At 46.8% G+C, this 19,890-nt stretch carries 18 protein-coding genes; 4 read left to right on the top strand and 14 right to left on the bottom strand.

The window, feature by feature from the left end; translation table 11 throughout:
• Window positions 1-9: 9 nt before the first annotated feature.
• From ACZ500_RS02600 to ACZ500_RS02590, 3 genes are all read right to left on the bottom strand, one after another.
• A complete protein-coding gene (locus ACZ500_RS02600) occupies window positions 10-906 on the bottom strand; it encodes a glycosyltransferase family 4 protein (RefSeq protein ID WP_464230977.1) in 897 nt (298 codons plus the stop codon).
• A 574-nt stretch (window positions 907-1,480) separates the two neighbouring features.
• The gene (locus tag ACZ500_RS02595) at window positions 1,481-2,398 is read right to left on the bottom strand and encodes a polysaccharide deacetylase family protein (protein WP_464230976.1); all 918 of its coding nucleotides are present in this window, start codon (window positions 2,396-2,398) and stop codon (window positions 1,481-1,483) included.
• Window positions 2,399-2,500: 102 nt separating this feature from the next.
• Window positions 2,501-3,316: a GNAT family N-acetyltransferase gene (locus ACZ500_RS02590; protein WP_464230975.1), complete on the bottom strand. Its 816-nt coding sequence runs from the start codon at window positions 3,314-3,316 to the stop codon at window positions 2,501-2,503.
• A 144-nt stretch (window positions 3,317-3,460) separates the two neighbouring features.
• On the opposite strand from ACZ500_RS02590, the gene ACZ500_RS02585 reads away from it, so the two are divergent.
• Complete coding sequence (locus ACZ500_RS02585; protein WP_464230974.1) at window positions 3,461-3,757, top strand: hypothetical protein; 297 nt, start codon at window positions 3,461-3,463, stop codon at window positions 3,755-3,757.
• Between the two features lie 66 nt (window positions 3,758-3,823).
• Here the strand turns inward: ACZ500_RS02585 and ACZ500_RS02580 are convergent, their stop codons facing one another.
• The 8 genes from ACZ500_RS02580 to ACZ500_RS02545 form a co-directional block, all read right to left on the bottom strand.
• The gene (locus ACZ500_RS02580) at window positions 3,824-4,759 is read right to left on the bottom strand and encodes a class I SAM-dependent methyltransferase (RefSeq protein WP_464230973.1); all 936 of its coding nucleotides are present in this window, start codon (window positions 4,757-4,759) and stop codon (window positions 3,824-3,826) included.
• Window positions 4,760-5,054: 295 nt separating this feature from the next.
• Window positions 5,055-6,110 carry a glycosyltransferase gene (locus ACZ500_RS02575; protein WP_464232982.1) on the bottom strand — a complete coding sequence of 352 codons (1,056 nt, stop codon included), beginning with the start codon at window positions 6,108-6,110 and terminating at the stop codon, window positions 5,055-5,057.
• On the bottom strand, window positions 6,097-7,350 hold the full coding sequence (locus ACZ500_RS02570) for a glycosyltransferase (RefSeq protein WP_464230972.1): 1,254 nt from the start codon (window positions 7,348-7,350) through the stop codon (window positions 6,097-6,099). The genes ACZ500_RS02575 and ACZ500_RS02570 overlap by 14 nt, the downstream gene beginning before the upstream one ends.
• A gap of 47 nt (window positions 7,351-7,397) precedes the next feature.
• Window positions 7,398-8,762 carry an O-antigen ligase family protein gene (locus tag ACZ500_RS02565; protein WP_464230971.1) on the bottom strand — a complete coding sequence of 455 codons (1,365 nt, stop codon included), beginning with the start codon at window positions 8,760-8,762 and terminating at the stop codon, window positions 7,398-7,400.
• Window positions 8,763-8,928: 166 nt separating this feature from the next.
• Complete coding sequence (locus tag ACZ500_RS02560; protein WP_464230970.1) at window positions 8,929-9,639, bottom strand: P-loop NTPase family protein; 711 nt, start codon at window positions 9,637-9,639, stop codon at window positions 8,929-8,931.
• Window positions 9,623-11,581, bottom strand: coding sequence for an ExeA family protein (locus tag ACZ500_RS02555; RefSeq protein ID WP_464230969.1), 1,959 nt, complete (start codon window positions 11,579-11,581; stop codon window positions 9,623-9,625). The genes ACZ500_RS02560 and ACZ500_RS02555 overlap by 17 nt, the downstream gene beginning before the upstream one ends.
• 5 nt (window positions 11,582-11,586) lie before the next feature.
• A complete protein-coding gene (locus ACZ500_RS02550) occupies window positions 11,587-13,035 on the bottom strand; it encodes a GumC family protein (RefSeq protein WP_464230968.1) in 1,449 nt (482 codons plus the stop codon).
• 395 nt (window positions 13,036-13,430) lie between these two features.
• A complete protein-coding gene (locus ACZ500_RS02545; RefSeq protein ID WP_464230967.1) occupies window positions 13,431-14,147 on the bottom strand; it encodes a polysaccharide biosynthesis/export family protein in 717 nt (238 codons plus the stop codon).
• A 37-nt stretch (window positions 14,148-14,184) separates the two neighbouring features.
• Between ACZ500_RS02545 and ACZ500_RS02540 the strand changes: the two genes are divergently transcribed.
• On the top strand, window positions 14,185-14,394 hold the full coding sequence (locus tag ACZ500_RS02540) for a hypothetical protein (protein WP_464230966.1): 210 nt from the start codon (window positions 14,185-14,187) through the stop codon (window positions 14,392-14,394).
• A gap of 54 nt (window positions 14,395-14,448) precedes the next feature.
• Here the strand turns inward: ACZ500_RS02540 and ACZ500_RS02535 are convergent, their stop codons facing one another.
• Window positions 14,449-15,786, bottom strand: coding sequence for a TIGR03013 family XrtA/PEP-CTERM system glycosyltransferase (locus tag ACZ500_RS02535; RefSeq protein ID WP_464230965.1), 1,338 nt, complete (start codon window positions 15,784-15,786; stop codon window positions 14,449-14,451).
• A gap of 283 nt (window positions 15,787-16,069) precedes the next feature.
• The gene (locus ACZ500_RS02530; RefSeq protein ID WP_464230964.1) at window positions 16,070-16,588 is read right to left on the bottom strand and encodes a UpxY family transcription antiterminator; all 519 of its coding nucleotides are present in this window, start codon (window positions 16,586-16,588) and stop codon (window positions 16,070-16,072) included.
• Between the two features lie 112 nt (window positions 16,589-16,700).
• Between ACZ500_RS02530 and ACZ500_RS02525 the strand changes: the two genes are divergently transcribed.
• Window positions 16,701-16,865: a hypothetical protein gene (locus ACZ500_RS02525; RefSeq protein WP_464230963.1), complete on the top strand. Its 165-nt coding sequence runs from the start codon at window positions 16,701-16,703 to the stop codon at window positions 16,863-16,865.
• A gap of 1,303 nt (window positions 16,866-18,168) precedes the next feature.
• Complete coding sequence (locus tag ACZ500_RS02520; RefSeq protein ID WP_464230962.1) at window positions 18,169-18,333, top strand: hypothetical protein; 165 nt, start codon at window positions 18,169-18,171, stop codon at window positions 18,331-18,333.
• Window positions 18,334-18,363: 30 nt separating this feature from the next.
• Here ACZ500_RS02520 and ACZ500_RS02515 read toward each other — a convergent pair whose 3' ends face one another.
• Window positions 18,364-19,725: a sigma-54-dependent transcriptional regulator gene (locus ACZ500_RS02515; RefSeq protein ID WP_464230961.1), complete on the bottom strand. Its 1,362-nt coding sequence runs from the start codon at window positions 19,723-19,725 to the stop codon at window positions 18,364-18,366.
• Between the last annotated feature and the right edge of the window lie 165 nt (window positions 19,726-19,890).

The raw sequence follows: 19,890 nt of genomic DNA, 5'->3' as shown, positions 1-19,890 counted from the left end.
AATGCTCATTTACGACCGTGAGGGAGCGGCCGTACCCAATGGACTCATCACCCTCAGTTTGCCGCCGCTGCCGGTCGAGTCCGCCGGGATTTCGTCCTGTCGGAATATTTCGACGAGGGCCCGGATGTTTTTGCTGCGATCGAAGGTTTCGTGTGCACGCATGTAGCCTTTTTCACCGAGCTTTTTTCGGAGCGATGGATTCTCGATCAATGATTTCAAGGCAGCACTGAGGGCTTCCGGGTCGCGCGGATGGACGAGGAGCCCGTTTTCTCCATCCTGAATCAGTTCCGGGATCCCGGCAACGTGCGTGGAGACAACGGGTATTTTCATGCCCATCGCTTCTACAAGGACGTTCGGGATGCCGTCCTTCTGAATCCCCTCGCCTCCGCTCATCTTGATTTCCATGATCTTCAAACGGCCCAGATCCACATTCTTGTGGAAAAACCGGACATGCTGTACGACGCAAGGCAGAACGAAGATGTCGGCCAGGGCGTAGTAGTTGTCGATCAGTTTTTCCTGCGTCATCGATCCGGGCAGGAACACCATTCCATGCAGGCCCAGATCCTGAATCATCTTTTCGAGAACCGGCCGCTGCGGCCCATCGCCGACGATGTGGCAAGCGAATTGTATGCCGCTTTTTTGAAGCAGGTTCAATGCCTGGAGCAGGAAAGGAAAGCCTTTTCTCTCGTGGAGATCTGCTACGCTCAGCAGAAAGGGCGGTTCTGCGGGGTGGTCCCGACGAAGCTCAGGGCGAAACTTCCGGAGGTTGGAACCATGGTAGTTCACGATTATTTTCTTCATCTCGGACTCGTGCAGGAATGTGGACAAAAACTTCAGTGCGTCGCGCGTGCAGGTCAGAACGAAATCGGCCTCTTGTACTTTTTCTTTCACCATAGTCTTGATCATACTTGTGTCGCACGCATGGGATGTGAAGCTGTATCGCAGGCCCGTAAGTTTGGAGACGGCCAACGCCACCGTCGTCGGATAGCCCGACCAGTGTGCGTGAAGATGATTTAACGAGGTTTCCTGCAGCATGGAAGCGAGATGTGCCGCCTGCGGGTACAGTGCCATCGTCTTGATGAAATGCACTGGATTCGACAGAGTATGACGTATGAGAAAGCCGAGGACACCGAAGTATTTTTTGGGTCTTTTGAAGATCCAATGGATATTCGAGGCTAAACAGGCGGCAGAATAAAGTGGATCGACATAAACCGTCCTTTGCATTAGTTCTTCGGATTCTTTGTGAAGCTTGATGTCGAAGGGTCGTCGCAGTGAGTATATTTTACTGTTTGGAAATTCATCCATCAGAATTTTTATTTCACCCGCGACAAATGTTTCCGTAAGAGTTGGGAATGTTGACATGATAAAAGCAATTCTTCTCATAGTATCCTCCGATTATATCATTGTGAAATACGGTAATTGGATACCAATTTGATTTTTTTGAACGCTTGCTTCAAAATAATAAATCTATCTGCAGATGTTACCAGACGTTCTTAAAAGATTTTTGAAAGGCAAACTGTGCGAAGCCCATCCAGTCGCACCCACCGCTCAGCTTGGCTTTGAAAAGAGGGATATCATCCTCTCTACTGATACCGATCCGCTTTAAACTTAGAAGGTCATCGGATACCCGATTCCTTCCGGTTCGTGAGGTACAGGCAAGTTTGTATCCGCATTCTTCGAGGTGTTTTCTCGTGTTTTTGTTTACATCACCATACGCATAGCTGCCTCCTGGGTAGGAAAAAAAAATGACCGGTGGTTCGAGACGTTCCTCGAGGATCCTTCTTGATTCGCAGAGTTCATAAACGATCTCGTCATCCGGCAGACGGCCAAGGTGTGGGTGTGTCATGGAATGAGATCCAAAAGTGATAAGCCCTGATTCTTTCATTTCATATATTTCATTCCATGAGAGTAATCTGAAGTGTTGTTTGAGTTCTGGTTTTTTTGTAATCTGAGTACGATCCCATTCGTAAAAATAATCCGCTCCCGTGTAGTGCACCGTCAGAAAAACGGTCGCCGGCAGCCTGTACTTACATAATACCGGGTATGCATTTTCATAAAAGTTGGCATAACCGTCATCGAACGTGATGATAACCGTATTTTTGGGCAGGCTGTTTTTGAACTGGTGACTGTCATAGAAAGACTGGAGCGACACGATCTGAAATCCGTTTTCAAGCAAAAATTCAATCTGTTTGGAAAAAAGTTCAGGGGAAACATTCCATAATGCATCGATTCCATCGGAGATATGGGTGATCTTGTGGTATACAAGAATCGGTGTCTTTTTATTGGATTGGAATCGTGATTTAAATGTTGCTGCCCAATAGAGGGGTGTTGCGGAAACCTTTATCAATTTCATGAAAAGCGATTTTATAAATATTCTCGACCCCATGGTATATACCATTCAGTGCTTTCATGAAGAAAATTGATTTATTGCATATAATATTTTCCAAGTTATTTTGGTCGCTAGAATGCTGCATATTTATTTCGATAATTATATTGAAGATTAATGCATCTTACAACCGCCGATATTTTTCATTTTCTGAGACAAATTTCCAATGACGTTTAATTTTATATTACGGATTAGTTCGATTTTTTTGGCTTCACGTCTGATATTCGCCACCATTCTGATACTTTTGAACGGAATCTGTGAAAGAGCGTTTCTATTTCGTACAAGTATTCTGACATTCCAACGGTGATTGCTGGTCCACTTGTATTTGTATGGTTCTTCACCGCGTGTAAAATCAAATTCGTGGAAGCGTTTTGTGTTAAAGACGGATTCCAGCAATCGTGCGAGGATCTGCTCTCCCGGGAAAAATCGTTCATATTCTGGGTTATAGGCTGTGATCAACCAGGTGAACTGTGTCCCGTGCATGGCTGATAGGCTGAAAGCGACGACTGCATCATGCGTCTCCAATGTCAGTAGGTGCAGCTGTCCTTCTCGGCAAAGGTCGATGCTCATGTCCTGATAAAAGTCCCGCTCTTTTACACCTGCAAAACTCAGGCTGATATTCTTGCCATGCCAGCGCTTTTGATAGACCTCGATCAGACTGGGAAATACATCCCTAACGGCTTCCGGGTTATCATATTGCCTGAAAATGGCTTCCCCTCCCTCCGCGAGTCGGCGGAGACGTCTCGAGAGATCCTTTCGCGTGGATTTGGATCTCGTGTTTGCGTAGTAGACCGCCCAGTCATCCCCGTTGACCTCGAGGAAGGGGCAAAGAATGGATGGTTCAACCTGAAAAGTGTAGTCCTGCTCGGCCAGAACGCTGCGCAAAATCGGCAGATTCTTGGAGTCTTCCGGGACATCCATCAGATCCATGACATCCCAGTGCAGATGTTCCTTGATAAAGAGGAAGAGCCTCTGTGTGCATTCGTATCGCAAGTCAGGCTCAAAACAGAAATCCAGATGGTCCGCGTGTCGGGAACCTATAAACCGCAAGATCCTGAACGGCAATCCGAGGACATGGCTGATCGAAGTAAAGAGGGGGACGATCCCTACCAACCGGCTGTCGTTCAGAAAGAGGATCGTTTGCATTTGCTTCCCGTCGCCGAAATGCCGCCACCAGTTTCCGATCCACTCCGGGGAGAGAAAGAGGGGGCTGCTTCCTCCGGAGTGCTCCAGGAGGGTCTTCCAGTCGGGATAGTAGGGCTTCAGATCACCCGCGTCGCTGATCAGTTCGATATGCATACAGTCTCCTTCAGGCAAGCCCATCGGGTCGATGCAGAAAGTCCTTTGCCCTGCGCGATTCCTACCGGGTAGAGCCTTTTCGGGTTATCGGAGCTTCTGGCGCGTTGGCGGATGCCAAGCCGGATTTCCGGATGATTATCAAGCTGCTCGCGTTCCCTGAAGGACGATGGCATAGTTTTCGAAGCGACGGATCGATGGGGCTTTGAGCTTCGCCTGCCTGATCCATTGCTTGAGTTCGTCGGTTGAGTAGTAGTGCACATGGGGGTAAAAAAGTCTGTCCATCCAGTCGGTGCAGCAGGTGCTGAAACTGCATGAGGCATACAGACGGACATGGGTGGGGATGAGCTTTGTCAATCCATCCGGCAGGGTCAAAGATCTGGATAGTTCGCGGTAGGGCAGAATCATCAGTCCGTAGTCGACAGTGCCCAGTATGAACGCTAAGGAACGTACGACGGGGTTGGGAAGCCGGGTCGTGACTTTCCGCATATGACGCAGCGCCCCATGGGCTTTCTTTCTTTCATTGCTGTAAAGATAGGCGAGTATCATTCCATCTTCTGCCAGAAACGGCACCATGGATTGGAAGGCTTGAGGTGGATCGTTCGTATGGGGCAAGGCCCAAAGGCTGTAGATCAGGTCCAGGGAATTCCGTCTGAAGGGAAGATGGAACATGTCACCCTGTATGGCGTGAATCGCTGGATCGGCAAAAGTGTTTCCGAAGGCGGCGTCGACGGCATTGCTGAGGTCCATGGCAAAAACGGTCCGAGCCCCGCGCCTGGATGCCTCCATGGCATGCCGCCCTGCGCCGCACCCTGCATCCAGAACCGTTTTTCCGGCAAAGCGGGTCTTGGGCAGATACCCTACTCCTTTTTCAAAATTGTCTTCACGGTAGTCCTTGAATTTGTTCCACTCGTAGCTGAAACGGTCGATTGTTTTGCCTTTGGTTTGCACTTCGATCGCTTTTTTTTTAAAAGAGCCTTTTTCGTGTTCACTCAGGGGTGGAAGCTGCTCTTCATGGCGTTGGAAAAAATCTGGATAATACTCGAGGAAAAGGTGTCTCAGTTCCAACCCCAACATTCGTGGCACCCCCTTGATCACGGGGTACCAGGATCCGCATGTGCAGGAAAGCATCCCCTCCAAGATTTCCGTGCTCTTGCAGGAATCGCACTGGAGCCGTCCGCTTGCCTTCGGGACATCGCCAAAGAATCCGCACCAATGCTGGCAGGGCGGATCAGGGTTATGATCAGACGCTTCTGGATCAAGGCTTTCGGTTAAAAAGGACTTAATTTTCAGGTTTGATCCGCAGTTTGGGCAGACCAGCCTGTCAAGGATATAAACCTTCATTGCACTCTCCATTCCGGTTGTTTTATTTTCATTGCAACATCGAGCAATAGAGTCCTTCAAACTTGGCGACCATCCGTTCCACCGTGAATTTTTCCAAGATGCGTTTGTTTGCGTCGTTTCCCATCACGGAGCGTAGATCTGGATCCCCGAGAAGCGTCACCGTTTTATCTGCAAACACCTGGATTTGCGACGGCGCTACTAGAAATCCATTGCGCCCATCCGTTACGAGTTCGGATAGCCCCCCCCTGTCGGTGGCGACACACGGAATTCCGTTCAACATCGCCTCCATGATCACATTCGGAAATCCTTCCCCCGTGCCGTTCCCGTTCGAAGTGGTCAGGACAAACACATCGAACAGCTGCAGCAGGTCCTGAACATCCGGCCGTTGGCCTGTAAATACGACGTGTTGGGTGATTCCAAGGTCCGAAGCCCGTTTCTTCAACGCCTTTTCAAGGGGACCTCCGCCAACCACCAGAAACATGGTATCCGGGCGATCCTTCAGGACACGTTCGGCGATTTCGAGGAAAAGGGTTTGATTCTTGATGGGAACGAATCGTCCGACTGTGCCCACTATGGGGCAATGAGCGGGAAGGTTCAGGTTCTCCTTCAGCCGTGAAATGGAAGCAGCCTCTGCTTTTATGGGCATTTCGATCCCGTTGTGGATCACGACTGATTTTGCAAGATGGGGATAGCGTCCGCTCAAATCCGCGTCGAGTGTTTCTGAGTTACAGACAACCCGCTTAGCCAGGCCATAGGCAAGCAAGCGCTTGAATTCCTGAAACGGCTGCAGGGTTGTCCGGACCGGATCGAAGCTGCGATAACTGCTGAGGACCTTGCCCTTTCGGCTGAGCAGGGAACTTAGGACGGCGTAGAGATTGCCCGGCATCTGGAACCCATGAACGATATGCGGGCGAGTTTGGTTCAGGATTCGGGTCAACATCATCAAGCGCCGGATTTCGTAGCTCTTTCGTCTCGTTAACTCGATCACATCGATGCTGAGACGACGGATCTCCCTGACCCAGTACCCGCCCCTCGAGAGGGTTACGACCAGCGGCGAAAAACGGGTTCTGTCAAGGTGTTTCAGCAGCAGATACAGTTGCTTTTCCGTGCCTCCGATGTCGAGGCTTCCGATGATAAACAGGATCCTCAGCGGGCCTTTGGCCCAGGCCGTGATGGCCTTGTCTTCTGGTATGCTCGGTATGTTCCGTGAGAAGGGATTCATAGAGCCTTTCCATTCTGTCTACCATGCAACGAGTGCTGAATTCGCCTTCGATCCGGCGTCTTCCTGCCCGCCCCATTGCCTCGGCGGCAGGTGGGTCGTTCAGGAGCCTCATAACGGCATATGACAGAGCCTGCGGATCTTCTGTAGGAACCAGAAAGCCCGTTCGGCCTTCGACCACGGTTTCACAGTTTCCCCCTACAGCCGTTGCGACGACGGGAAGACCCATGGCCATGGCCTCCAACAAGGCGTTCGACATGCCTTCGATTACCGAGGCGCATACGTAAACATCGAACCCGGCGGTATACCGCGCCGCTTCCTCCCTCCACCCGAGGAAGCGCATGCGCGGGCCCAAACCCAACCCGTCAGCCATTTCTTGTATGTGAGGTCTCAAAGGGCCATCCCCGATAGCGACGAAATAGGCCTTTGACGATTTCTGCGCCACCGAAGCCGCCATCTTGATGAAACTGGGGTAATCCTTTTTCCAAAAAAACCTCGCCACGGTCCCGACGATCTGACCATCTTCCGGAATTCCCCAGGAGCCCCGCAGTGTCATTTTTTCCAAAGCCTGAGAGCCTGTGACGCCTGCGCTCGTGCCGTTGGGGATAACGATCATCTTGCCTTTAGGGCAGTCTTCCGTTTTCCGGACAAAGCCCATGACGGCCATTGAATTGGCAGTCACCTTGGACGCAAGCCGGTTGGTGATTCGGCAGGCGATCTTCTTGAACCCGTGATAGGCGTCCATACTCCGTTTGCTGGCGATGAGAATCGGGACGCCCGCAAGACGACCTGCGAGTGAGCCGATCAGGTTCCCCTCGAAAAGATATCCATGGACGATATGGATATCGGCAGCGCGGAGCAGCCGGACCATCTGTGCGACCTTGACAAGATTTCGAGGATTCCGCAGACTTCCCTTCATACCCATTCTGACGAGCGTGACATCCGTTTTCAGGTACTCTTCGTAAAGGGATTTTCCGTATCCGTCTCCTAGGCAAAAGAGCCATGGCGTGAAGCGTTTCCGATCGATATTGCGCAGAACCTCGATCAGATGCTTTTCAGCGCCCCCCATATTGAGTTCGTGTAGGACATAAGCTAGCTGGATCATCGGATAGATCGTCCTGTCAAGAGGAGATGCAGAAAATGTCGGGTGGATCAAAGTGCTTGGAGGTGCATCTTTTTCATTGTCGCCGTTAATCCCACCAAGAGAAACAGTATCAACTCGAGCCACGCTTCGGTGAAGAAAGAGAAGACCATAAAGAGGATCAAGGTTGTTCGCACGGTTTTGATCATCCATGGGGGCGGAAGACCCGTGACACAGCCCCGGTGCTCCATCCAACACAAGTCTTTCCAGGTGATCCAAAAAAGAAGCAGAAAAAGGAGGAGGGCTACGATTCCTCCACTGGTCGAGGCCCAGAGAAAAGCATTGTGCGTTGCAACGGTTTTATGGTCATAATCGATTCTTCGGATCCATCTGAAATTTCCTGGTCCGACGCCAATCAGGGGATTTTCGTTAATAAAAATTTTCCATGCGACCACGAGTGTTCGATATCTCTCGAGCAGGGAACGGGAGGCCTCTTTTTGGGATGGGTCGACGTCGAAGGCGGTGATCCGTTGAAGGTTTTTTTCGGGAATGAAATGGGTTGCACCCAAGGCGATTGCACCCAGCAGGCACACGGTCACGCCAATCTTAGGGAAGCTGAAGCCGGATTCGAAGGTGAGAACGATAAACAAAACAAGAAGATTGATTATCGCATTGCGTGAAGCCGTCAAAAAGACAACAGACAGGAGTAGTAGGCCGATAGAGAGAAAACAAACCCGAGCGAGAAAGGATTGGCTTTCCTGGCGAAGATACCAGCTCATGATCAGGCCCATGAGACAGTAAAATGCTAAATAGTTGGAATTTTTTGCCATATTGACGCCGTAGGTGGCCACGGCCCGATAGTCGGCAGCCGACTGCAACAAATTGGTGAAGGAAGAAGCGGCTGAAAAGGTAATTACGGCAAGGAGGATGCAGAAGATATAACTCAGCTGTTTCTTGTTGGTGATAAAGAAGACCATGAATAGGACAAAGGCGGTCTGTGAAAAAAACTCCCAAAGTTCTTTGTTGGTGCGGTCTATCGGTGCTAACGATTCAGGATGTGCCGGGGCAAGATAGGTGGATACCAGGAAAATCAATCCGATTGCAGCAAGGACAGGAATCTGTCGAATTCGCAGCAGCCATGGCAATTCGCCTTTGATCAGCCTGACTGCCAGCAGAATGCACAATATTGCTCCCAGAACGTTATTCGGCGATATTCTGCCTGCATCGGGGATGTATGATGAATAGGAAAACAGAAATGTGCTTAAAAGAGCCAGTATGGCAAGACTGGGGTGCAAGGTAACGATCACAAGCAGGCCAAGAGCGACAATAACCAGGAGTGCAATTTTTTCAGCATCTAGAAATCCCACCCCAAGACTGATCCCCATGAGCAGCAATAGCACACTAATTATTGGAACTGAAATTGAATTCACGTTCACATTTCACCTCTTGGTATCCACTGATATTTGAACGCATTTTACTAGATCTGGCCGATTGTAATGCGATTGCCCAGGAAAACGCTCCAATAAATTAATAATTCTCATAATCAGTAATATCATGATGGTTGATTGGATGATTCATTTGTATGCCTTAAAGATAGCAATATTAGCAAAGAATAGCGCCTAGTACCCTGGCTTGTATCTGTTCCAATGTGTTGCGCGCTTTTTTTGCCAAATCGGCAGAAACACCCATGTGGAGAACGAGAATGACTCCCTCAACACTCTTGGCTAAAGGCAAACAGCTGTCCGAAATAGCCGGCGGACCATCGAGAATGATCATATCGTAATAAGATTGAAAGGTCTTGATAGCCGTATCGATACGAAACGAGTTGATAAGTTCACGCTCTCCGTTTTCCATCAACCCCAGTTTCATACCAAACAACCGGGGGTTATTTGAAGGCATGACATAGTGATCCACTGACCGATATTCTCGCAGAAAATCGCAAAAACCGGCACGGCGAAAGCCTACCTCATGTTTGTAGAGACAGGGTGAATCCATGTTTGCATCGACAACCAGGATTTTTAGGGGCTCGTTGAGTACAATCGTTGATGCAAGGCTCATGGAAAGCATAAGGTTATTATCTTCACATAGCCCGCAGATCATAATCGAGCGAATTTTCTTCAGCCCCAAAAGGGTAAGGTTCTTGTAAAGACATTCAAATTCTTGCTTTGCCTTCTCCTGTGAATGAATATCGAGCGGTGGTATCTGTAGAAAACTTTCCTGCTGATTATCTATGGATTTTGAAGTTGTCATATCAATTTCTTTATTCATTACATCCCCTTTGTTTTTGTTCAGAAGTTCATATATTTGGCTCATTATATTCCTCCTCTAACATTGAAAACAAGGGGATTTGCATGATTTGTTTACCAATTGTTTTAGCAGTATCTATCGATTTAAATCTGTCTGATTCAATTTGATAGATTTTACGTTCAGATGTTATATTAACGTCTCTTATCATAAAATTTATGTGCATATTTTCTTTGAGATGTCTTACCCATCCATTTATTCTGCTGCGTGACCATGATGATATAATAATGAGGAAATATCGCCCTTCATTGTCTCTGATCAGGGTTGGCCCTGATATCGTGTTCGGAAAATTGATGTAGGTATCTTGAACGATCAGATCGAGGTTTTCGAGATTTGGGTTGGCTGCCTTGATGATGGCCAGCACATGGCTGTTCACGTATCCATAGAGATCCCTGGCCAAGGATGTAATGGTGTCACCAGGATAGACGCGCCTCTTATAAAAACTTTCCAAGGGCACGTCGTCTAACTTGTTTTCAGGGGTGGAGGCGTGATCAGGTGCGTCTTGGGGTGTTTTGAGCGCCCTCAGATAGGCCGCCATCATGGGCTGTCTTTGCCCTGAACTCGAAGAGGGAATCTCTGGTGGCTGTGCCCTTTCGATTCGGGGCGTCGATGTCATGGTCGTAACATTACGCACTGTTCTTGTCAGGATCCCTTCCGTGGACTCTAAGGAAGATGGCTCCGGGGACGATGGCATTGCTTGGGATGCTTCATCAGGAGGCATTTCATAGATGGACAGAGTTTCACCGTCGGATTCTCTTCCCTCTTGTGCAGGGGGCTGATTCCGAACGGGTTCGCCAGCGTTTTGCACATGGATCCGGTCTGAAGTGACATTTATCGGCTGGTTCTCTCTTTCGGGTTTTTGGCTGTCCATGGCGATTGTTGATTGTTCGGGAAGGACCCATGCTTGGTGGATTCCCGCATTCATACCCTGAAATCGGTCTATCAAGGTGCCCGCGGGGGTGAACATCAATATCAGGATCAAGACCGCCAAGCCCAGCGCCCATCGCCATGCACGGTTCGGAGCGGGCTTTTGCAGAGGGAGAGGTGTCGGTTTTGAATGGATTTTTTCGGCGATCGGGTCCGGTGTGACCGTGTTCTTCTCTCCCTCCTTTTCTTGATGCAACCTGATCTTGTTCTCATCGGCCAAGAGCATGAGGTCATTGGCTGCTTCCCGGACGATCGCCACGTCAATTTGGGGACTGTTCAAGGCGCAACCCGTTAGGAGCGCATTTTCACAGATAGAATTTATGATGCGGGGGATGCCCTGGCTGTAGCAAGCGATCAGTTTCAATGCCTCATCGGTGAATATTGTCAGACCCCGGTGGCCCCCAGCCACCCGGATTCGGTGAGCGATGTAGAGTGGAATTTCCTCTGACGACAGCGGTTTCAGATAAAATGCTAGGGCAACCCGCTGCTTGAATTGTCTGAGTTGAGGAAGGTTGAGCTTCTCTTTGAGTTCAGGCTGTCCTGACAGGACAATCTGGAGGAGTTTTTCTTTCGGTGTTTCAAGATTCGATAACATCCTGATGAACTCTAAAGACTTCACTCCGAGTCCCTGGGCTTCGTCAAGCAGCAGTGCGACGATGTGCCCGTTGTCATTGGCGGAGACCAGAAAATCTGTGAGATAAGCAAGCCGTTCGGAGATGATCCTGGCTCCTCCTCCTATCCCGAAATCACCCGTCATGGCGTCGAGAATCCCATGGAACCCAAGCCCGGGGAAGGAGATCTTCGTTACCAGAACCCGCTTCTCGAGGATGCTGGTCAAGTGGTTGATCACCATGGTTTTTCCGGTTCCAACTTCACCGATCAGACAGATGATCCCCTTTTTTTCAAGGATCCCGTATTTAAGCACGGCCAGAAGTTCCTTATACGTGGTGTTGCTGTAAAGGAAATCCGGATCAGGGCTGATGCTGAAAGGCTTCTTGCTGAATCCGTAAAATTCGCTGTACATAACGATCAGGTCCGTTGCTTTTCGTGGTATCCGTTTGTGATTGAACCTAGTACAGGTATGCCCAGAATCTCCTGAATCTGATCCGGACGGCTCAAACGCGGCCTGAAAAGTTCCAGGAGAAGTGCGAAGACGACCGCAATCACCGCGCCCAGTCCAGTGCCGGTAACCACTGAGGAAAGTGCTGCAAGGCGCTTCCCCTGCTTCAATTGCGCTGATTGAATCACGTTGAGCGAGGTGATTTCCAGTCTGTTCATTGCTTCGACAAAACGGGCATCATCGAGCTTGCCAAGATAGAAACTGTGCATCTTCTTTGCGGTTGCCACCTTATGCTCGGCGCTGATGAATCGGTATTCCACTCTGTCAAGATGCGCCAGGCGGCTTTCGTCGGCCTGAATTAAACGGATCAGTTCATTTCGCGACTTCTGCAACCCATCGAGTTCCGTTGACAGATTCATCTCCAGAGTGCGAAGATTTTCGCGGAGAGGGTTTATGGTAAATGTGCGTCTTCCTTCTACAACAGGATCATACTTATGAATTTGAGAGTGAAGAAAATCAATTTGTTTATTAAGATCTTTGACCTCACGTGAGTCATCGACATATTTTGTAAGCAGCCCGGCTTTCTCCAATTCTAGTAATGCAATCTCATTCTTTATTGACAAAACTTCAGGGTTAGCGATCATTTCTATATTATTATTTATTTGATGTGGTAATTTAGCAAGATTATGAGTTATTAATGCGATTTGCGCCTCAAGTGCAGCTATTTGTATATCGGTATTGCTTAATTGACTTTTAGAGCTTTTAATATTTTGCACAAGGTCATGTTTAACCGTTGCAATGTCGGAATAGACATTTTCGTTTTCCTTCAATAAATATAATTTCCGAATGCTATCATCCAACTCCTGCTTAATCTGATTAACTCGATCGGTGTAAAAACCAAATACATTTTCGCCTTCAATATTTTTGCTGTAATATTCTTTGTATAGCTGGACTAGGGTGTTAAGAACATTCTTGGCGAATTCGGGATCACTATCAGTATAAGAGATTTCGATAATTGTGGATTCAGGCATCAGATAAGCTTCCAGGTTACGCTGAACCCTTTTGATGATTTCATCTTCTTCACTGGGGAATTTCGCTATTGCAAGCGTTTTGACAAGTTTCTCGACGAGCATATTCCCCTTCAAAATTTCAACCTGTGAGTTCATCCTTTCAATAGCAATCGTACTGCGAGAAGCACGTTCATTGAGTTGGCTGGACAACTCCAGGCTCAACCTGTGATTGTTTTCAAACATAATTTTTGCAATAGCAGTCTGCGGTTCGGGCTTGCTTAAAGATATAATTGTGAGTGGAACGGAAATTATTAAAAAAACAATCATAATCAGTGATCCATGCGATTTTATCGCATAGAAAAGATTGCCAAATTGATAGTTCCAATCTTTAGTATTTACAGCATCCATAGTATGAACCTCCGAATGTTTTATACATAGTGGCGCAGTATGGTATTTTGTTGGAAAATAAATTTTTGATTTAATGATTAAATGAGAATATTAAAATATATTATGCTGATGAATAGTATGGAAAATATTGATTGTGATTACGCAAACTAAATGTCAAATGTTTCAAAATAAAATAATTATTTCGCAGAGGTATGTTATGTAAACACGCAGATGTTATCTCGTGTCTATCCGGAAATGATTTCCCGGTACAATCCAGTTTCCAATCCGGAAATGAGGATTTTTGGCCAATATCAAGGAAATCAAGCGTTTGCGCGGAGGCGACCTACAGGTCGCCGCACAAGCAAACATGCAGATTGACGCCGAGATTGGCAAAAAAGACCATTTCCGGATGGAAACTATCTCATATTGTACACGTCGTAATTCATACTGAATGGAAGCATGCGACGAATATATTGATCTACAGCTTGATTTGCTTTGGCGACGCCTGTTTTGGGTACGAAAATCACATGATTGGGTTTGAGAGCCACGGATGCAATCTGTTGAAGATCCAGATCTCTGAGAAAGGCGGCATGTTCTCCGAGTTCAATCAGATAGATCTTCTCCCATTGTGCTGCATCGGTAAAACCGCCTCTTTCAAACACTGCCTGCAGAGCGGTGAGGTTTTCCCGAAAGGGGACAAAGCCGGCGGTTCTTACCTCACCACCGACGTAGACCTTCTGTGCTGAAGATGTGACCGTAACAAAAACCTCAGGATCTCTGAGCCGACTCGAAGATGCGGATCGGATCGCCTCCTCCAACTCGACGGTGGTCAACCCTGCAGCCTTGATTTCGCCGGCTGCGCCAACGACAATTAGCCCATCGGGCTGAACGATCAGCTCTTCATTGTGCTTCTCGGTGTAAGGAAATTTGATTTGAAGGACATCGCCGCTCTGGATGCGATAGGCCTCTACAACGGAGGTATCCCGGGGGATTTCGGTTGGAATCTGGCTAAAGTCCTGTCTGGATGCACATCCTACGTTCATGAGTCCAGACAGAGCACATCCGACGATGAACATGGCGATCACGTCCCATTTTGATGCGATTTTTTCGAGGTTTGCCATGGAATATTTCATCTTGTACCCCCCCCGTTACCTAGTCTCCAAACCGGAAATGGTCTTTTCGCCAATCCCGCCCTCAATCAGCACGGTTGCTTGTCAAGCGGCCTGCGAGCCGCCTCAGGGCAAACGCCTGATTTCACAAACATTGGCTAAATCTCTTCGTTTCCGGATTGCAAGCTGGGTCGTGCTGGATAACCATTTCCGGATCGACACTACGTGGTACAATATCGTCCAAAGCCTGTCATTTCAGATTCCCACATAACCGGAATTCGAGGCAGTGGTGTTGTATCTCTATCGTTCATGGAGTGAGCCGAATTCAGCGGGCACCCTTCCCAAAAAGGATCACTTTGATCGTTTTCAGTAGAATAAAGACATCGAGCCAAATCGAAAGGTTCTTCATGTAGTAGAGATCATAACGTAACTTTTCGATTGCATCTTCCACTGACGCTCCATAAGGGTAATTTACTTGCGCCCAGCCAGTTAATCCTGGTTTCGCAAAATGTCTTTCGGAATAATAGGGGATTGATTCTTTCAATTCCTTTACAAATCCAGGCTGTTCGGGACGTGGTCCGACGAGACTCAGATCGCCTTTCAAAATATTGTACAATTGTGGCATTTCGTCTAAACGCGATTTTCTGAGGAATTTTCCGACACGTGTGATTCGTGGATCATTTTCTGTAGCCCATTGGTGAATGGCGCTTTTTCCGTCATCGTTTACCATCGTCCTGAATTTATATAGTATAAATGGTTTTTCATCCTTTCCGATGCGAACCTGCTTAAAGAGAATAGGACCGGTTGAATCAAATTTTATTAATGCAGATAAAACTAAAAAAATGGGTAATGCGGTTATAATCCCTAGTGCTGCCAGAATATTATCCATAATATTTTTGATAAAATATGTGATCCAACTGTTATGGAAGCCATCGCTGTATATCATCCAGCTCGGGTTGATGTATTCAACCAGAAGCTTCCCACTGGCCTCTTCATAAAATGATGGGCCATCCATTATTTTTGTGCCGTTCAACTTAGCTGAAAGAAGCTCTTTTGACGGAATGAATCCTCTACGCTCGGATAGCGAAATGACGATGATGTCAGGTTTTACCTTCGTTACGATCTTATCCAGTGATTGAAAATCGCCCAGATCATTGAGCCCTTTGATCCGGTTGTTTTCGTTGGGTACCGCTACGTAGCCGAGCAGGCTGTACCGGCCTTTCTCTTTTGCGGCGGTGGCACCTATCATCGCTGCTTGCTCACCGGAGCCCACTAGGAGAACTGTTTTTGTAGAATGAAAAAGATTTTCCGCTACGTTGCTATGAAAAAAATGCCACAGGTATTGAAAAATCATAAATGTAATAATTGATAGCCATAGAAGATGTCTATCAAATTTCAGCGATGAAATGTGTATTATTGAAATAAGAAAGACAAATGCGAGTATATTGCTGGTAACGATGCGCGCAAGACAAGTAAATTTTTCAAATTGTTTTCCGCGCACATATAATGCTGACATGCTTGAAAAACAAATGATTGTTATTATAAACATTATGGAGTGATCAAAACTAAAAATATTGTATTCATTAACTATATCAATCAGATTATAAGCTGAAGGTGACACCAAATAGATTGATAAAAAACATAAAATAATATCGCCTGTCATCAACAGAAATGATCCTCTGGTGGAAATATATTGTTTTAGGAATAGCATGACAGCACCTTATTGATAATCATTCTGAAAATGGCAATAATTGATAACAAATGTGATTGAGGTGATTGCTGAGAAAGATACACTCCTGGCCTCTCAGCTACAGACGCAGCCTCTATTTTTAATACTATGATCTCATTTAATGGAAGAGTTGATTGGATCGTAAAATCTGTAATGCAATCAATTTAGATTGCAGGATCTGCAGGACCTATATGGGAAACCCTTAGCCAAAAATATTTTACTGCAAGATTTCGAGGGAATCAGAACGGATTTCGACTCCCACCGATCTGCCAAGGATTTCAATATTCACATAAAAGGTGCATCGATTGGCTGATGGCGGCCTTTCGATGATCCCTTCTGTTCCTTCGAGGGGGCCGTCTTTGATCCGTACGCGCATGCCGGCCTTCAGATTCTGATCGACTTTGATGTCGGGGCCGTCCACAGCGATTTTCATCAAATTGACAATCTGCTCTTGGGGGATAGCCTCCGGTCCATCAGAGCTGGATCCCAGGATTCTGACGACGTTCTTAGCCAGGATGACTTTCGAAAATTCTCTTTGGCGCGGATGGGTATGGATAAAGATATATGAAGGAAATAATGGAAAAGTGACCCATTTCTTCCGGTCTCTCCACTGTCTCAATCTTTTGATAGTCGGCAGATACACATGAACACCGGATCCAGTCAGTTCCTTTTCAAGGCTGAACTCCGCTCTTGACCTGGTATAAACTGCATACCAGCAGAGATCAAAGCTATGCATTTTAGACATCATACGCATTCCTCATACATGCGGTGCAGTAGGCTGTAATCGAGATGAGAAATGTTGCCCGCCAGATCTCTGGAATATGCTGATAATTAGTTTCCATCCGGAAATGGTCTTTTTTGCCAATCTCGGCGTCAATCTGCACATTTGCTTGTGCGGCGACCTACAGGTCGCCTCCGCGCAAACGCTTGATTTCCTGGATGTTGGCCAAAAACCCTCATTCCCGGATTGGAAACTGGGTTCTATAGGGAAATCATTTCCGGATGGATACTAATTACCTTGCTCATTAAGCAAATTTTGTGCCCTTTGCTCAGCACAACTGATTCTAAAGCGTAAGGAATCCGAGGTTTCCGGTCTGGCCGAGAAAATTGTCGCATAATATTCAGTAGATTAGGCTGGCGTCGTTTCGAGTGCAGATGTTTTGAATCGCATATTCACTTGTTTCGCGGGATACTTGACGGCCTGATCTTTTAAAGAGTTCTCTTCAATCTGTTTCCTTCCGCCACATTCTTACCCCTAAACCGTCCTTCTGCTGTTTCCAATCGAAACAATGATTCTGCAAGTTTTTAGGATTTCTTGGAAATTTTTCGGTGTTTCATTTCGAACCACTTTGCCCGACGACGTCTGATCGGCAAAAAGGATCATCCCGCTCTGATGGAGTTAGAAAAAATTCCCGGCTCGACTTCTTACCGGAAGTTCTATGCCAAGCGAACACCTTTCAATAAGTGAAAAACGGATTTTCTTGGCCGGGTCGCCTTGCTCAGGCGGACCCTCCCGGGCGGGAAGTCTGATCTTGCTGCGAACCCTGGAACCAATCGGCTGGGCAGCCCAGGTCCGGAGCCCGCTGCCCTGCTAAACGTGTCGGTCAGCGCCTCTCCCGGCGAACCCTCCTCTTGGAGAGAGGGAGCCAAGCCCCTCCTTGAACTTCCGTTTTTTGAACTGTTTATGAAAACTATTCTTCGGCGATGCGCTGCATGTGAGCGTTTTCACAGTTGGATCTGCAAAAGTGTCCCGATCATCGTCAGATTACGGCTGTTGTTTGGATGAACAGGGAAAGATATGAAGATAATCATGCAAATATCGTCCATGCAATCGATGACAGCTATTTTCAAATGGCGGATTGACCTTTTAACCCTAAGACAAATATCGATTAATTATTAGTGAATTCCCGATTGCGTTTTGTATCAGTATCGAATTAAATATTACTTATACTAAAATATGTATAAGAGAGGTTATGCTCAGGATGATCTGAATTGTGATTGAAAGTTTGTGGAATGATTCACGTTTATTTTTACAGACAACGTGAATGTACAATTATGATCGATGTTTAACGATAGAGAGGAGGGTGATAATTATGAGTAGTAGAAATGTGATTGGAAAATATTTTCTTTCCTTATGGTCTTTTTCATGTTGATGATAACAACGAGCAGTTCAGCATAGCCAAGCTATGGAACGGCCAACGTCGATTGAAATTATGCGTAGTCGAATCTAGCAGATGATGTTTTTGCGGACATGTATCGCGTTTTTAAGCCCGGGTTCACTGTTCTATCGAAATTGTATTTAGTTTCCATTCGGAAATGGTCTTTTTTGCCAATCTCGGCGCCAATCTGCGCATTTGCTTGTGCGGCGACCTACAGGTCGCCTCCGCGCCGCCGCTTGTTTTCTTAACTTTGCCCCAAAAAACTCATTTCCGGATTGAAAACTGGGTCGTGCTGGACAAAACATTTCCGGATGAATACTAAATATAGGCTAGACAATCATTTCAAAAGTTATCAAGATATATTTATAACTTGATTCTCTTTAATCCGCTTATAAAGCGATTTTCTCGAAATACCAAGAGACCGAGCCGTCTGCGATATATTTCCATCAAACGTACGCAGTGCCTTCTGAATCGCTTCCGTCTCCAAACGCCACAGCGGTTTGATCTCCGATAGCACTGCGGCATTGCCAGAAATATCTTTCACTTCCGGTGGGAGATGCTCGAGATCGAATAATTCTCCCTGCGCCATTGCGACTCCGCGCTCCACCACATTCCGCAGTTGCCGCACATTTCCGGGCCACGCATAACCCAGAAACCTTTTCAAAGTAGCATCCGTAAAGCAAAGCTTTTTTCTTTCCCGCTTGCAGAAATCCTGGAGAAACATTTCCGCCAACTGCACCAAGTCATCCCGCCGCTTCCAAAGCGGCGGCAAATTGATATTTACGACATTTATTCTATAAAAAAGATCCGTCCTGAATTCTCCGCTCGCTACCTTCCCTTTTAAGTCAGTGTTCGTAGCACAAATCAAACGGAAATCCGCACGTCGTGATTTATTACTGCCAAGCCGTTCGATCTCTTTATCCTCGAGCACTCGAAGAAGCTTGGCCTGCAAGCCCACAGCGAAATCCCCTATCTCGTCCAGAAAAAGCACCCCACCCGATGCCTTTTCGAATCTTCCCGTCCTGGCGGCAATCGCTCCCGTAAACGCCCCCTTTTCATAGCCAAAAAGCTCGGCCTCCAAGAGATCCTTTGGAATTGCTGCGCAATTCACAGGTACGAATTCATTGGCGCACCTTTTGCTATAAGCGTGGAGCTGTCTAGCGACGAGTTCCTTTCCAGTTCCTGTCTCTCCCGTAATCAGTACATTGCATTCGGAATCCGCAATTGTCTCAATGATTCTCATAACTTTTCGTATTTCTAAACTCCTTCCGATGAATCTGAAATCTTTCTCCTCGGTTCCTTTGAGCTGAGATTCTATGACAAGTTTATTCAGGTGTCTGACCTCCACCGCCTTAGCAACTATCTTTCTCAATTTAAGATAATCCGGTGGTTTCAAAAAATAGTAGAATGCACCCTCTGTTATCGCATGAACCGCAGAATCGACTGTTCCATAACTTGATATAATAATCACAGGTATATCAGGATGTTTTGTTTTAATGTATGTGAAAATTTCAGATCCATTTGGTGCTTGTATCCGTACATCGGCGATAAGCACATCAACGTCATTATTTTCAATAAAATCAATAGCACTCTCGCCATCACAAGCTTGACTCACTTTATGATTTTCCTTACTGAGGATAGCAGCAAGGACTTCTATCGAAGCAGAATCGGTATCTACTAACAAAATATTGCCACACTTATTGGTGTTCATCATGGTGATCCTCCGATCAGATCGTCGGCACCACATTGCCGTCCTACAATATCTTCACTGACAGTTTACCTTCCAGAAACTGCTTTTCGACCTATGCCGGTATCGCTTTTGCTTTTAATTTGTGCTGAAATGGGAGATTATTACAGAAAAATACGCAAGCATCGATTA

Source organism: Desulfatiglans parachlorophenolica, assembly GCF_055394735.1.
The sequence above is the reverse complement of the archived record's forward strand: the minus strand, read 5'-3'. Positions and strand labels throughout refer to the sequence as shown.

Bases quoted from the DNA above. Each gene is read 5' to 3' on its own strand.
- ACZ500_RS02600 (WP_464230977.1), bottom strand. From the start codon at position 906: ATGATCAAGACTATGGTGAAAGAAAAAGTACAAGAGGCCGATTTCGTT.
- ACZ500_RS02595 (WP_464230976.1), bottom strand. From the start codon at position 2,398: ATGGTATATACCATGGGGTCGAGAATATTTATAAAATCGCTTTTCATG.
- ACZ500_RS02590 (WP_464230975.1), bottom strand. From the start codon at position 3,316: ATGGATCTGATGGATGTCCCGGAAGACTCCAAGAATCTGCCGATTTTG.
- ACZ500_RS02585 (WP_464230974.1), top strand. From the start codon at position 3,461: ATGGCTGATCGAAGTAAAGAGGGGGACGATCCCTACCAACCGGCTGTC.
- ACZ500_RS02580 (WP_464230973.1), bottom strand. From the start codon at position 4,759: ATGTTGGGGTTGGAACTGAGACACCTTTTCCTCGAGTATTATCCAGAT.
- ACZ500_RS02570 (WP_464230972.1), bottom strand. From the start codon at position 7,350: ATGATCCAGCTAGCTTATGTCCTACACGAACTCAATATGGGGGGCGCT.
- ACZ500_RS02560 (WP_464230970.1), bottom strand. From the start codon at position 9,639: ATGAGCCAAATATATGAACTTCTGAACAAAAACAAAGGGGATGTAATG.
- ACZ500_RS02555 (WP_464230969.1), bottom strand. From the start codon at position 11,581: ATGTACAGCGAATTTTACGGATTCAGCAAGAAGCCTTTCAGCATCAGC.
- ACZ500_RS02550 (WP_464230968.1), bottom strand. From the start codon at position 13,035: ATGGATGCTGTAAATACTAAAGATTGGAACTATCAATTTGGCAATCTT.
- ACZ500_RS02545 (WP_464230967.1), bottom strand. From the start codon at position 14,147: ATGAAATATTCCATGGCAAACCTCGAAAAAATCGCATCAAAATGGGAC.
- ACZ500_RS02540 (WP_464230966.1), top strand. From the start codon at position 14,185: ATGGTCTTTTCGCCAATCCCGCCCTCAATCAGCACGGTTGCTTGTCAA.
- ACZ500_RS02535 (WP_464230965.1), bottom strand. From the start codon at position 15,786: ATGACAGGCGATATTATTTTATGTTTTTTATCAATCTATTTGGTGTCA.
- ACZ500_RS02530 (WP_464230964.1), bottom strand. From the start codon at position 16,588: ATGCATAGCTTTGATCTCTGCTGGTATGCAGTTTATACCAGGTCAAGA.
- ACZ500_RS02525 (WP_464230963.1), top strand. From the start codon at position 16,701: ATGGTCTTTTTTGCCAATCTCGGCGTCAATCTGCACATTTGCTTGTGC.
- ACZ500_RS02520 (WP_464230962.1), top strand. From the start codon at position 18,169: ATGGTCTTTTTTGCCAATCTCGGCGCCAATCTGCGCATTTGCTTGTGC.
- ACZ500_RS02515 (WP_464230961.1), bottom strand. From the start codon at position 19,725: ATGATGAACACCAATAAGTGTGGCAATATTTTGTTAGTAGATACCGAT.